General features: G+C 60.5%; 11 protein-coding genes. 7 read left to right on the forward strand and 4 right to left on the reverse strand.

Annotation, left to right across the window (positions count from 1 at the left end; translation table 11 throughout):
• Positions 1–113: 113 nt before the first annotated feature.
• A complete protein-coding gene (locus tag AAID99_RS12805) occupies positions 114–1,070 on the reverse strand; it encodes a LysR family transcriptional regulator (protein ID WP_188427472.1) in 957 nt (318 codons plus the stop codon).
• A 120-nt stretch (positions 1,071–1,190) separates the two neighbouring features.
• On the opposite strand from AAID99_RS12805, the gene AAID99_RS12810 reads away from it, so the two are divergent.
• The 3 genes from AAID99_RS12810 to AAID99_RS12820 are packed head-to-tail and all read left to right on the forward strand — an operon-like array spanning position 1,191 to position 5,411.
• Entirely contained in the window at positions 1,191–2,816 is a 1,626-nt protein-coding gene (locus tag AAID99_RS12810) for an MFS transporter (RefSeq protein ID WP_498494069.1), read from the forward strand.
• Positions 2,817–2,829: 13 nt separating this feature from the next.
• Positions 2,830–3,906 carry an HlyD family secretion protein gene (locus tag AAID99_RS12815; protein ID WP_188427473.1) on the forward strand — a complete coding sequence of 359 codons (1,077 nt, stop codon included), beginning with the start codon at positions 2,830–2,832 and terminating at the stop codon, positions 3,904–3,906.
• A gap of 14 nt (positions 3,907–3,920) precedes the next feature.
• Positions 3,921–5,411 (forward strand): efflux transporter outer membrane subunit, encoded by a 1,491-nt coding sequence (locus AAID99_RS12820; RefSeq protein ID WP_498494070.1) that lies wholly within the window; start codon positions 3,921–3,923, stop codon positions 5,409–5,411.
• A 46-nt stretch (positions 5,412–5,457) separates the two neighbouring features.
• On the opposite strand, the gene AAID99_RS12825 is transcribed toward AAID99_RS12820, so the two are convergent.
• Both AAID99_RS12825 and AAID99_RS12830 read right to left on the reverse strand, forming a co-directional pair.
• On the reverse strand, positions 5,458–6,594 hold the full coding sequence (locus tag AAID99_RS12825; RefSeq protein ID WP_498494072.1) for a hypothetical protein: 1,137 nt from the start codon (positions 6,592–6,594) through the stop codon (positions 5,458–5,460).
• Positions 6,595–6,704: 110 nt separating this feature from the next.
• On the reverse strand, positions 6,705–7,559 hold the full coding sequence (locus AAID99_RS12830) for a Rossmann-fold NAD(P)-binding domain-containing protein (RefSeq protein ID WP_188427475.1): 855 nt from the start codon (positions 7,557–7,559) through the stop codon (positions 6,705–6,707).
• Between the two features lie 53 nt (positions 7,560–7,612).
• On the opposite strand from AAID99_RS12830, the gene AAID99_RS12835 reads away from it, so the two are divergent.
• Positions 7,613–8,404 carry a tetratricopeptide repeat protein gene (locus tag AAID99_RS12835; RefSeq protein ID WP_498494073.1) on the forward strand — a complete coding sequence of 264 codons (792 nt, stop codon included), beginning with the start codon at positions 7,613–7,615 and terminating at the stop codon, positions 8,402–8,404.
• 53 nt (positions 8,405–8,457) lie between these two features.
• Here AAID99_RS12835 and rbsK read toward each other — a convergent pair whose 3' ends face one another.
• A complete protein-coding gene (gene rbsK / locus AAID99_RS12840) occupies positions 8,458–9,423 on the reverse strand; it encodes a ribokinase (protein ID WP_188427477.1) in 966 nt (321 codons plus the stop codon).
• A gap of 69 nt (positions 9,424–9,492) precedes the next feature.
• On the opposite strand from rbsK, the gene AAID99_RS12845 reads away from it, so the two are divergent.
• The 3 genes from AAID99_RS12845 (at position 9,493) to infC (ending at position 13,096) form a co-directional block, all read left to right on the forward strand.
• On the forward strand, positions 9,493–10,404 hold the full coding sequence (locus AAID99_RS12845; RefSeq protein WP_498494074.1) for a glycosyltransferase family 9 protein: 912 nt from the start codon (positions 9,493–9,495) through the stop codon (positions 10,402–10,404).
• Between the two features lie 39 nt (positions 10,405–10,443).
• A complete protein-coding gene (thrS, locus tag AAID99_RS12850; RefSeq protein WP_498494075.1) occupies positions 10,444–12,378 on the forward strand; it encodes a threonine--tRNA ligase in 1,935 nt (644 codons plus the stop codon).
• 196 nt (positions 12,379–12,574) lie between these two features.
• Positions 12,575–13,096 (forward strand): translation initiation factor IF-3, encoded by a 522-nt coding sequence (gene infC / locus AAID99_RS12855; RefSeq protein ID WP_025885897.1) that lies wholly within the window; start codon positions 12,575–12,577, stop codon positions 13,094–13,096.
• Positions 13,097–13,605 lie beyond the last annotated feature (509 nt).

The following is a 13,605-nucleotide window of genomic DNA, read 5'->3' on the forward strand; positions in this document are numbered from 1 at the left end:
CTCTGATACGTTTGATGAGATGCTCAGTTTGTCGATCACAGGATATCGTCTGGAGGTTATTCGCAAGAAGTTTCTGGTTCGTGTTCGCAGAACGAGCCGTATGGCCACCTCCTTCATGTCCCCTGTCGATCACGCAGGGCTTTGACCACTGACTGCACCGTCGAGAGGATGGTTTCACGGAGCCAGCGATGGACGGGGTCATTATCGAGTCGTGGGTGCCAGGCCTGAAAACTGACCAGATCCGGAAGCGGAAAAGGAAAGGCAAAGGCCTTTGCCCCGATACCTTCAAGAGGGAGGCGACGAATGATGATCTCCGGCAAGGGCAGGATCATGTCGGTTTCGCGCATGGTTTCGATCATGGCGTAGTCACTGGGTACGACCAGCGCAATCCGTCTCTCAAGACCATATCTTTCGGCGAGAACGGTATCGATAGGTCCATGTGCACGCCCCTTGCGAGAGGTGCTGATGTGATCATAGGCAACCAGAGTCTGTGGGGTGATTTCCTGATCGAGAATCGGGTGCCCGGCACGGACAACCGCCTCGAACCGTGTCTGGAACAAGGTCTGTTTCTTGATTTCGGGCAGCAGATCCTGGGTGGCGCCGATATACAGATCTATCGTGCCGCGTCTGAGTGCATCGCCGATCGAATCTTCTGTTTCTGGTGAAAAAACGACCTGACAGCGTGGAGAGGCTTCCCGAAGTTTCTGCGCAATGGCGCTGCCAAAAGCCCCGATAAAGAGGTCACGCGCGCGGATCGTGAAATGCGGTGCAATCTGTGACAGATCTAGATGGGCGCGCGCGCTGACAAGTGCTTCCGCCTCAGCCAGAACCGTCTGTACCCTTCCCAGCAGATCAGTAGCGAAAGGCGTCGGGACGAGTTGCCTTCCCGAGAGGACCAGCAAGGGGTCGCCAAAAAGCGTTCGCAAGGATGCAAGGTGGCGACTTGTGGCAGCCTCGCTCACCTTGAGCCTTTTCGCGGCACGCGTGACGCTTTCTTCTTCAAGCAGAACCTGAAGCCATCGGAGATGATCGAGCGAGTAGCCACGTTTGGCAGGCAGATTTCTGGTCATGAGGTGTGGCTCCGGATGTGCTGCACGGAATGCAAGAGATCTGCCGCACCCTTACGCCAGGTGGAAGGGTTTTTTACCTGGATTGCGGGTTATTGGCACGGCAGGGCGACGCTAGAGACCATGCGGAAAGGATACCCCCGCATGAGCGCACCCACAGGGCAGGAGGCAAAGACCTCGCCACCTCCTGCCGCCATACCCCCGTTCGGGCTTCGGACAATCACCGGATGTCTGGGCATGCTGCTGGCTGTGCATGTCGCGGGATTCAATGAACATGTGACGGAGCTGGGTCTGTCCGATCTGCGCGGGGCCATGCATCTGGGTCACGATGAAGGAACCTGGTTCATCTCGGTCTATGAGGCCTGCAACATTGCGGCGATGGCCTTCACGCCCTGGTTCTACATGACCTTTTCGATCTATCGATTTGCCCTGTTCATGACGGCGGCACTGGCTTTGCTGTCGCTTCCACTTCCCTTCATGACCGATATGGTCTCGATCGGCATCCTGCGCGCCATGCAGGGGCTGAGCGCCGGTTGTCTGCCGCCCATTCTCATGACGGTCATGCTGAAATATCTCCCACCGCCGCTCAAGGTTTTCGGCATAGGCGGTTACGCGATGAGCGCGACCTTTGGCCCCAATCTCGGCATACCTTTCGAAGCCCTGCTTTTCGAACGCCTTGGCTGGCACTGGCTCTACTGGGAGGTATTGCCGCTCGGCGCACTCGCGCTTGTCATGATCGCATGGGGGCTGCCGCAGGACCCGGTTCAGCTCTCGCGTTTTCGTGGCTTCAACTGGCGGGGATTTCTGATCGGTGCGCCTTCAATCCTCTGCATCGTGACGGTTCTTTATCAGGGTGACCGGCTCGACTGGTTTCGGTCGCCTCTCATCACCCATCTGACGTTTTGGGGCGGGGCCCTCTTTCTCGGGTTTCTGATCCATGAATGGCATCACCACAGTCCGTTCTTTCGTCTGCAATACTGGAAGAGCCGCAATATCACGATGTCTCTGCTGGCACTCGTGGCGGTGCTGATCGTCTGCGCCCTGATGAATGAGGTCACGACGACGTTTCTGGAAGAGATCAAGGGGTACCGCCCTGTTCAGGCGGCTCCCGTCGCCTTGACCGTCGCTTTGCCCCAGCTTGTCGTGCTGCCTCTGGTTGCGGCGCTGTGCAACATGCGTCGGGTCGACTGTCGATGGGTGCTCGGGATCGGCATGACCCTTCTGGGGCTGTCTGCCTGGCTCGGGCTGGGTCTGACATCCGAATGGGTGCGCGACAATTTCTATCTCATCCAGGCTCTTCAGATCTTCGGTCAGCCCATGGTGGTCATTCCGGTGCTGATGCTGGCCACGCTTGCACTCGGGCCGAGCGACGGGCCGTTCATTTCGGGCATGGTCAATATGCTCAAGGGTATGGCCAATGCACTGGCATTCGCCTTGTTCTCGACTCTGCTGCGCCGTCGCGAACAATATCATTCGACCATGCTGCTGGATCATCCCGGCATGGCTCATGACCCTTACGGCGCCGATATGGCCGGTCGCCTGCACGAAATGCTGTCTGGCCAGGCTCTGGTGCTTGCTCTGGTCGATATCCTGCTTGTCGTGGTCGTGATCTGCGCCGCCTTCGTCGTGCTGACGGCCATTCTCCCCGGGCGCGTCTATCCCCCCGGCAAGGCACCAGCCGATCGTGGCTCCCGCTTGCCTGCGCCGCCTTCGCCGCAGGCCGTGCCCTCTTCTCTCGCAGCACAGTAACGGAATTATTCAGATGGCTTACAAGAAACCGCTTCTGCTTGCGGGATGCACCGCGCTCGTTCTGACCGGTCTGGCCTGGAGCGCTGATCGTTTCTTTATCGGTGATGGTCGTCATCAATCGACCAATGATGCCTATATCACCGCAGATTTCACGCGTGTGGCACCCAAGGTCGCGGGGCGAATTGACCGGGTGCCTGTTGCAGACAACCAGAAAGTGCATGCGGGCGATCTGCTGGCACATATAGAAGATGACGATTATCGCACGGCGCTGGATACGGCTCAGGGAAAGAACCGCGCAGCCGAAGCCGATATCGCCAATCTCGCAGCTGCGCAGCAGCGTCAGTCAGCCACGATCGACGCGGCTCTCTCGACAATCGAGGCGGATGAGGCTGCCCTGCTCTTCGCTCGACAGAATGCAGCACGCTATCGCGCTCTTTCGGCCGGAGGTGCCAGTACGATCGAGCAGCAGCAGGCGGCCGAGGATCGTCAGCGCGAGGCGGTTGCGCGGCTTGCTCGCGACAAGGCAACCCTGAACGCCGATCGCGCCGGGCTTGCTGTGCTCGCCGCAGAGAGTGAGCGTGCGCAAGGTGTGCTGACCCAGACGAAAAGCCTTGTACGTCAAGCCGAGCTCAACCTGACCTATTGCACCATTACTGCCCCTGTCGACGGGGTGGTCGGAGCGCGTGACGTTCGTGTCGGGATGTATGTCCACCCCGGAACAGGGCTTCTGGCTGTCGTGCCCGTTCGCGAGGCCTATGTGATCGCCAATTTCCAGGAAACGCAGATGGCCCATGTGCAGACCGGCCAGAAAGCCGAGATACGGGTCGACAGTTTCCCGGGTGAGGTTCTCCATGCCCGTGTCGATAGTGTCGCGCCAGCGACGAATGTCGCCTTCGCGCTTATCCAGCCGGATAATGCGACCGGAAACTTCACAAAGGTGGTGCAGCGGATGCCGGTGAAGCTGGTCTTTGACGGCGGGCAGCCTCTGGCACGGCGTGTACGCGTCGGCATGTCTGTCGAGGCCATGATCGATACTGGCTCGTCTCGTGATGGCGCTCATGCCGCCGACGCGCGCTTTGTGTGGGAGTGAGGGGTATGAAACACATGTCCCGCACGGCTGGGCTGATCCTTCCTGTGATCCTTGGCGGATGTTCTGTTGGGCCTGATTTCCAGAAGCACGACCCTGCGGTGTCGCCTCACTGGCATGAGAGCGTGACGCCTCGGAAAAGCCATCCGGATGAAACCGCGCCTGTCGAGGCGCAATGGTGGAAACTCTATCAGGACCCGGTTTTGACGGCGCTGGAACAGGATGTGCTGACGGCCAATCTCGACCTGAAGGAAGCGGCCCTCCATTTCGAACAGAGCCGCGCCGAACGCAGGATCGCGGCTGCAGCGCGTCTGCCCCATGCGCAAGGCGCTGCCTCTTATGCCCGCGAACGCGCCAGCACGAACGGTATCCTGAGCCTGCTCGGCACTGAAGCGGACCGTGACCCGGCGCAGATAGCGGATGGAACGCAGGGGTTCGGTCCCGCTGCCGCAGCCGGGCCGAAGGGAAATCCTGCCTTCAACCTGCCCCAGTATGGGCTCAGTGCGTCCTGGGAGGTCGATCTGTGGGGACATGTGCGCCGTCAGGTCGAAGCCGCAACAGCCTCGATGAAAGCGATGCAGGAGATGCAGCGTGACACGCTGGTTTCGCTCATGGCCGAGACCGCGCAGGATTACATCGCCTTGCGCAATGTGCAGGCGCAAACCGAGATCACGCACCAAAGCCTCGACATCGCCCATCATAGTGTCGAGTTGACTGTTCTGCGCGTGACGCAGGGCACGGCAACAAAACTCGACCTCGCCTATGCGCGTGGGCAGCTTCACGGGTTCGAGGCGCGTCTGCCCCAGCTCCATCGCGAAGAGGTGCATCTCCTCAATGCCCTGGCGTTTCTGATGGCACGCGAACCGGGCGCCCTGTCACAGCGCCTTGCAGGCCATGGGAGCATTCCTCCGCTCCCGGCGTCCATTCCGGTAGGATTACCTTCGCAGCTTGCCGAAAGACGGCCGGATATACGCGCCGCCCAGGAGCGTTTGCATGCGGCGACGGCAACGATCGGCGTGGCCATGGCCGATTTTTTCCCGCGCATCACCCTATCGGGCAGTCTGGATGTTCAGGCGCTGCAGTTCAGCGGTCTTGGCTCTTGGGCGTCGCGCCAATACGGTTTTGGCCCGACAGTGACCATCCCGCTGTTCGAGGGCGGGAAACTGGCCGGACAGCTCGCCTTGCGGCGTCTGCAGGAGAAGGAGGCAGCGATCGCGCTTCAGCGAACGGTTCTTCATGCCTGGGAGGAAGTTGATGATGCGATGGCGGATCTGGGCACTGCACAGGAGCGCCACGACCGATTGAGCGAAGCGGTTACCGAAAGTGAGACGGCCGTTCAGGTAGCGCAGCTGCAATATGCTCAGGGGGCGGGAGATTTTCTCAACGTCTTGACTACGCAGAACGGACTGCTCGAAAGCCGGAGTGCGCTTTCGGATGCGCGGGCCGAGGTGGCGGTATCGATGGCGCGGCTGTATCGGGCCTTGGGTGGGGGCTGGACCCGATCTTAGGTGAACTGGGCGCTTACGATACGCGCTGCGCCGTTGCAGCTTCTGTTCAACCCGCCGGAATGGTGATGACGGCGCCGGGCGAATGACTGGTGGCGGCGAGGGCGGCCAGGATCTGTATCATGGTGAAGCTGAGTTTGCTGCGGAAATCGTCATCGCTGATCCAGTACCAGCGCCCGCGATAATGGACGGCGTCGTAATTATGCTCAGGGGCTGTCTTGCCCGAATGAATCACGACATCGGGACGCGTCTCGATGCCGACAGGACTGATCGTCGGCAGGGTGCGGCCTTCTTTCACATCGTCTTCAGGCACCTCCATTTCATAGGCGATCTGAGACAGCATGGCGAACATTGAACGCGTCAGGATGGCAATCTGTCCGGGCACCTTGGGATAGGGCCCGTAAACGATTTCGGCTTCCTCGGCATGCGCGTCGAGATGCAGCAGGCGGCGCACTTCCATCTGGATGGTGGTCAGCGCGGGGTCTGACGTCGCCGTCAGAACAAGATAGGCGTGTTCAGGCTGTGAACCCGAGGGCTTGTTTGCCGAGCCGGAGGGGGGCTGATCGCCGGAGGGTTTGGGGGCATCGGTCGAGATGCGGATCGTCATGGCGCCCTGGATCTGCAGCTGACGCAGATCGTGCAGCAGCAGATAGAAGCGTACCGATCCGCCGCCGGTCGGGCCCGCGCCAAGGGCGCGGACATTTGACAGACCGTCGATCGATTGTGCCGTCAGGCGCAGCAGGGTGTCGATCGGCAGGCCGCCAAGGCTGAGCGGCATGATGACCACGGGAGAGATCGGCCGGATGACGTTCTCGGCATATTGCTGCCCTGTCTCGGGCTGATAGGTGAAAGTCGGGCTTTCCTGGAGTGTCGCCGTACTGCCGCCGAACAGATAGCTGCCTACGCCGGAAGGAAAGGCGTTGAAGCCGCCATTGACCGACCGGTTGAACTGATAACCGGCAATGACCTGCGTTGTATCGAGAAAGGTTGGCGGGTCAGCATAGCGGATACGGATGATATTGAGCAGCATCGCATGTTTTTCCGCCTCGCCAAGGGCGCGGGAATAATCGAGCTGATCATGGGAAAGACGTGAGGGTCCGATGGTGATGCAGCCAGAGACCATGCAGGGCAGCATCACGAGGCACAGGGCGCGCAGGGGCGAGAAAATGGAACGTGAAATGATCATGGCCCCCGAGGCTTGGCACAAGTCACAAGCCTTAGCGTATCCGTGATCGGGGCGACCAGCCCACATTGAAGGTTTCTTCACGCGCCGCTGACGAAATGGGCTTTCTGCCGTCACTCTGCCGAGCGATTTTCTTCGCTGTCGAAAATGGCAGCGAGTCCTTCGCGATAGCTGGGATAGCGCCACTCCCTGTTGAGGCGTTGCTTTGTCAGAACGCTTTCGACCAGACGGCGCTCTGCCCAGAAACTTCTGGCCATGGGGCTCATCTCTTCCCATGCGGCCTCGAGCGTCAGTCTGGGCGGCAGCGCTGCACCGCTGAGGCGTGCGGCTTCTTCGAAGACGGCTGCCTGCGGGCTGGGGGTGTCATCCACAAAATTCAGAATACGACAGCCCTGGGCTGTTTCGATGGCGGCAAGCGTCGCCTCGGCAATGTCATCCCTGTGAATGCGGCTGAAGAAATGATCGGGCGCGTCGATGAGGCGCGCCTTTCCGGAACGGAGCGTATCGAATGCAGACCGACCGGGGCCGTAGATGCCGCCCAGGCGCATGATATCGCAGGCCAGTCCGCGTCTGGTAGCAAGGGATTGCCAGTCCTGTTCCGCCTTGACCCGTGCCGCGCTGCGCGTCTGACCGGGGGCTACCGACGTGTTCTCGTCAACGCGGGCGCCCTGCCTGTCGCCATAGACGCCCGTGGTTGAATAATAGCCAATCCAGCGCAGATGGGGGGCTTCTTCAAGAATCGCGCCGTAGCGGAGCAGGGCCGGGTCACCCGCCTCGCCCGGCGGGGCGCTGACCAGAAGATGCGTAGCGCTGAGTAATTCGGTTTCGACAGCATCGAAGGCCTTCAGCCCCGATTCTGCCTCAGGGGCGCGTTTCGTGCCTGTGACAGTCCAGCCTTGTGCACGCAGAAGCGTCGAAACGGCGCTTGCCGAATAACCCTGACCGAGAATGACGAGGTGAGGTGGCATGAAGGCTCCATTCCCGCTTGACCGCTGAGGCGCTGCCGCGCCAATCACAACGTATGAAACATGCTTTTGGTGCTCTGGCGATAGGAAGCAGTCTGTGGGCAGGAGCTGCTCTGGCTCATGCTCCTGCGCAAAGCCTTGCCCAATGTATCGCCCCTTTGCCCGATACCCCTGACCTTGTGCAGGAACAGGCGCAGGAATGGCTGCGTCATGGCGGCGGGCGCGAGGCCCATGATTGTCTTGCCCAGGCAGATCTGGCGTTGGGGGCCTATCGTGATGCGGCGCTGGAATATCAGGCACTTTCTGCGGTTCCGGCTCATGAGCGGAAGGGGCAGGCTGACGCAGCGGAAAAGGATGCCGGCTATGCCGAGCAGGAGGCGGGAGCCTGGCTCCTCGCCGGTGACGGCAAGGCGGCGGAGCGGGCTGCGCGGCTGGCGCTGAAACGTGATCCGTCCCGCCTTGGCCTGCGTCTGCTTCTGGCCCGCAGCCTGTCGATGCAGAATGATTTTGCCGGGGGTATCGCAGCTCTGGGCACTTTACCAGAACCGGGCGTGCCCGGCGGGGCAACAGATCCGTTTCTTGTGCGTGCGCTCGTCATGCGGGCGGCTGCCTATCGTCAGCTCGGCCAGAACGAAAAGGGGCTGGCCGATGCAAATCAGGCGCTGGCGCTTGAGCATGACAATATCGAGGCATTGCTAGAGCGCGGTATTCTGGAGGCGCGTCTCGCCCGCTATGCCGAAGCGCGGCATGACTGGGATCAGGTCATCGCGCTCTCGCCTGATGGCCATGCGGCCTATCTCGCCCGTCAGGACGAGGCCGTCATGGATTCTGACCCGGATCAGAACTGAGTCTGCCGGTGCGGCCTGCCGGATGAAGTGGGCAGGCCGCACCTTACGGGGGCTCAGCCGTGATCTGAGATGCTGCCGGTTGTGACGAGAGAGACGACTTCCTGCCACTCCGGGGCCGATTCTGCTGCGCCCAAGCGCGTTGTGGCCAGTGCGCCGCTGGCTGCCGCATAGCGAACGGCCTCAGCGAAGGGTTTACCCAGCGTCAGGGCCGTCGCCAGTCCGCCGTTGAAGCAATCGCCTGCGGCGACCGTATCGATAGCTCTCACCCTGTAGGGCGGCACGAAGCCCTCTTCCGAGCCACTGCGATAATACACGCCGCGTGCGCCCATCTTGACCAGGGCATGGGTTGCGCCCAGCTCCTGCAGCTTCAGGGCGGCTTTGGCTGCCTCCTTTTCCGTTTCCGGATAGATGCCGGTTAGAAGACGGGTCTCGGTTTCGTTTGGGGTGACGATATCGAGCGCGTTCCATAGGGCCTCGGGCAATCCTGCCTCGGGCGCAGGAGCAGGGTCGAGAATGACCAGTGTTCCGGCACGACGCGCCTCTTCGGCTGCGGCGATGGTGATGTCGAGCGGTATTTCGAGCTGAAGCAGCAGTGCTGAGGCTGTCTGGATGAGCGGCCTATGAGTTTCAACGTCGCCCAGATCGAGCGCCATATTGGCGCCGCCGGCGACGGTGATGATATTCTCGGCCTTTGCATCGACCGTGATGAGCGCGACGCCGGTCGGGTGGGCTTTATCTTCCCTGAGTGCAGAGAGATCGACGCCAAAGGGCGTCAGCAATGTGCGGGCCAGCGTGCCGAACTGGTCGGTGCCGGTGCGGCCAGCCATATAGACGCGCAGGCCGCATCCCTGACCCAGACGGGCGGCGGCGGCGGCCTGATTGGCACCCTTGCCGCCCAGCCCCGTGGCATAGCTGGCGGCATGAACCGTCTCGCCCGGATGAGGAATACGCTCGGCGCGCGCCGTAATGTCGATATTGACGCTGCCGAAAGAGAGAATATGAGAGGGCCTGTCGGACATGGCTGCTTTCCGGGCTTGCAAGAAACACCCGGCGTATCACCGCAACACGGTCTCGGCTAGGATCTATCCATGCTTCGAATTCTCGTGATCAAGCTCGGCGCGCTGGGAGATTTCATTCAGGCTCTGACCCCCTTCGCGGCTATCAGGGCGCATTGGCCCGAAGCCGATATCACCCTTCTGACGACGGCCCCTTTCGAGGCCCTGGCCTTGGCCAGTCCCTATTTCGATCATGTCAGTCTCGACGAACGGCCGCGCTGGAGCAATCCGGCTGGCCTGCTGCGTCTCAGAAACCAGCTGCGCGGGCATGATCTCGTGATCGATCTGCAGACGTCAGGCCGCACGACGCGTTATTTCCTCCTTGCCGGGCAGAAACGCTGGAGCGGTATCGCCAGAGGTGGGGCCTATCCCCACGACAATCCCTATCGCGATGCGATGCACAGTGTCGCCCGACAGCGCGACCAACTGGCCCGTCTGGGCGTGCCCGACGTGACGGGCATCGATCTTGACTGGCTGGGTCGCGAAGGGCCTGAGATCGCTGGCCCCTATGCTGTGCTCGTGCCTGGGGCCGCGCCGCATCGCCCGGCAAAACGATGGCCGGTGCAGCATTATGCGACGCTCGCGCGATCCCTGCAGGATCAGGGGCTGAAAATCGTGGTGGCAGGGACGCAGGCCGAGCGTCCTCTTGGTGCGGCCATTCTGGAGCAGGTGCCCGACGCGCTCGATCTGACGGGGAAGACGGATCTTCTGTCCTTGGGCGGCATACTGGCGCGCGCCTCGCTTGCCGTCGGTAACGATACCGGCCCGATGCATCTCGCAGGAGCAATGGGGTGTCCATCGCTCGTGCTGTTTTCGGCAGAGAGCAACCCGCGTCTGACGGCTCCGAACGGGGTACGACCCGGGCAGATGCGCGTTCTGGCGGTGGATGATCTGCGTGATCTGGACGTTTCCAGGGTTGCGGCTTGCCTGAACTGGGGCCATTAGAGCAGCTTCACTTACTTCTTACGCCAGGAGCGCAAGTCCATGCCTGCCATTACCCTGCCTGATGGTTCCGTCCGTACGTTCGACGGTGCCACGACCGGCACGGCAGTCGCGGCTTCGATCGGTCCCGGTCTGGCGCGTGCTGCCGTTGCGATGAGCCTTGACGGCAAGCTGGTCGATCTGTCGACAGAAATCGCCGAAGATGCGGCCATCCGCTTCATCACGCGCAAGGACGATATCGTTCTCGAGATGATCCGCCATGATACCGCCCATGTGCTGGCCGAGGCCGTTCAGGCGCTCTGGCCCGGCACGCAGGTCACGATCGGGCCGTCGATCAAGGACGGGTTCTATTATGATTTTTTCCGCAATCAGCCTTTCACGCCCGAGGATTTCGAGGCGATCGAGGCCAAGATGCGTGAGATCATCGCGGCCAATGCGCCGTTCGAGCGCGAGGAATGGGATCGTGACGCCGCCATTGCCTTCTTCGAGGAGAAAGGCGAGCGCTTCAAGGCCGAGCTGATCCGCGATCTGCCCGAGAGCGAGACCATCTCGATCTATCGCCAGGGGGCCTGGCTCGATCTCTGCCGTGGCCCGCATATGCGTGGCACGGGCGATATCGGTACGGCGTTTAAACTCATGAAGGTGGCAGGCGCCTATTGGCGTGGCGACCATCGCAACCCCATGCTGACGCGCATCTATGGCACGGCCTGGCGCGACCAGAAGGAGCTGGATGCGTATCTGCACCAGCTTGAGGAAGCCGAAAAGCGCGACCATCGCCGCATCGGGCGCGAAATGGATCTCTTCCATATTCAGGAAGAAGCCGTGGGCCAGATTTTCTGGCATGCCAAGGGCTGGCGTCTTTATACGGTGCTGCAGGACTATATGCGCCGTATTCAGACCCGTCATGGCTATCAGGAAGTCCGCACGCCGCAGCTGGTGGATCGTGCGCTCTGGGAAGCCTCGGGGCATTGGGACAAGTATCGCGAGCACATGTTCATCGCGACTGTCGAGGATGAGGACAAGACGCTTGCCCTCAAGCCGATGAACTGCCCGTGCCATGTGCAGATCTTCCGCCATGGCCTGCGTTCCTATCGCGAACTGCCGCTGCGTATGGCGGAATTCGGTGCCTGCCATCGCTATGAGCCCTCGGGCGCGCTGCATGGCATCATGCGCGTGCGCGGCTTCACGCAGGATGATGCGCATATCTTCTGCACCGAAGAGCAGATTGCTGCGGAGACGGCGACCTTTGTCGCGATGCTTGACGAGGTCTATCGCGATCTCGGCTTCGAGAATTTCCGCGTGAAGTTCTCGGATCGTCCTGACGCACGCGCCGGCGATGATGCGACATGGGACAAGTCTGAAAATGCTCTGAAGGAAGCCTGTGCGCTTGCCGGTGTGGCGTTCGAGACCAATCCGGGTGAGGGCGCTTTCTATGGTCCGAAGCTGGAATTCGTTCTGACAGACGCTATCGGCCGTGACTGGCAGTGCGGCACGCTTCAGGTGGATTTCATTCTGCCTGAGCGTCTGGATGCGTCCTATATCGGTGAAGACAGCGCCCGTCATCGCCCGGTCATGCTGCATCGCGCCATCCTCGGCAGCTTCGAGCGCTTCATTGGTATTCTGATCGAGCAGTTTGCAGGCAAGTTCCCGCTCTGGCTGGCCCCGACCCAGGTCGTGGTCGCCAGCATCGTGACCGATGCTGAGCCCTACGCGCAGGAAGTTGCCGAGAAGCTGCGTCGAGCAGGGCTGCAGGTCGAGGTCGATGGTCGCAATGAGAAGATCAATGCGAAGATCCGTGAGCACTCTCTGGCGCGTGTGCCGGTGATCCTGGTCGTGGGACGTCGCGAGGCAGAAGAGGGCAAGGTGGCGCTGCGTCGTCTGGGGGGAGCCGCGCAGGAGATCCTGGGTCTCGACGAGGCGCTTGCCCTGCTGACAGAAGAGGCACAGGCGCCGGACATGCGCCGCCTGCAGGGCTGACCTGCGACGACTGAGCGCGTAAACCTTGCAATTCCGGTGTTTCGAGCCTATGTCGGGGCACCGGGCTTCCCGCAAACAGGACGTTAATTTCGTCACGCTAAGGTGATGAAATTTTTGCCGGCCTTGCGCGTATTGAAGTGCCGACAGCAAGTTTGTTCGAAAACGTCGACAGGAGACGACCATAGCTAGACCACCGATGCAGGCCGCACCTACCCGTGAAGGGCCCCGAGTTAACGAGGAAATCCGTGTTCCTCAGGTGCGCTTGATTGACGCCGACGGCGAAATGGCTGGCGTCATGACAACGCGCGATGCTCTTGCACGCGCCTATTCGGTCGGACTCGACCTTCTGGAAATCAGCCCCACGGCTGAGCCGCCGGTCGTCAAGATTCTCGACTACGGCAAGTTCAAATACGAACAGCAGAAAAAGAAGAACGAAGCGCGCAAGAAGCAGAAGGTTATCGAGATCAAGGAAGTCAAGGTGCGTCCTAGCACCAACGAAAATGACTACCAGGTCAAACTGCGCGCGATGAACTCCTTCCTGGCCGAAGGCGACAAGGTGAAGGTATCCTTGCGCTTCAAGGGTCGCGAAATGGCTCATCAGGAACTCGGAATCAAGATGCTGGAGCGTATCCGTGTCGAGATGGAAGAGAAGGCCAAGGTCGAGCAGATGCCCAAGCTCGAGAATCGTCAGATGATCATGGTGCTCGCACCGCGCTGATTATGGCGATGTGATTGCGGTATAATGCCGCGTCATATGAGAACCCCGGCTCTGCCGGGGTTTTTTTTATGCTGCTCGTTGTATTTGCACCGCCTTGTCATGCCGTGAACCCGGGCCTGTCCAGCGTCTGGGCTTAAGGTGGCAATATTCAAATCACCCAGGATGATGCCAGCGTAGTGCAGATAACGTTCCTGAGCTGGCCGGGTCTTATGGTTGGCAGGTAACCTAAGTCTCCAGAATCGCAACAGAACTATGACAAAATATTTCTGAAAGAGGGCGGGATCGCGAGCCGACGCTGGCGGGACTCCGTATTTCCCGACGGCAGAAATATCATTTTGAGGACGGAGGGGCTCCCCACGCGCAAGAAGCGTTTCGAATCGCCTCAAAAAGTTTCGAAAATTTCCTATTTGTCACCATTCATCAATATTTAAAAATTAGTCGAAATCACCGCAAATGAGGACCGAGGCGGAGCGTTATCCGAAATAGTCGTCGATAAAGCACATATCGTT

This window comes from Asaia sp. Ae19-3 (genome assembly GCF_059801175.1).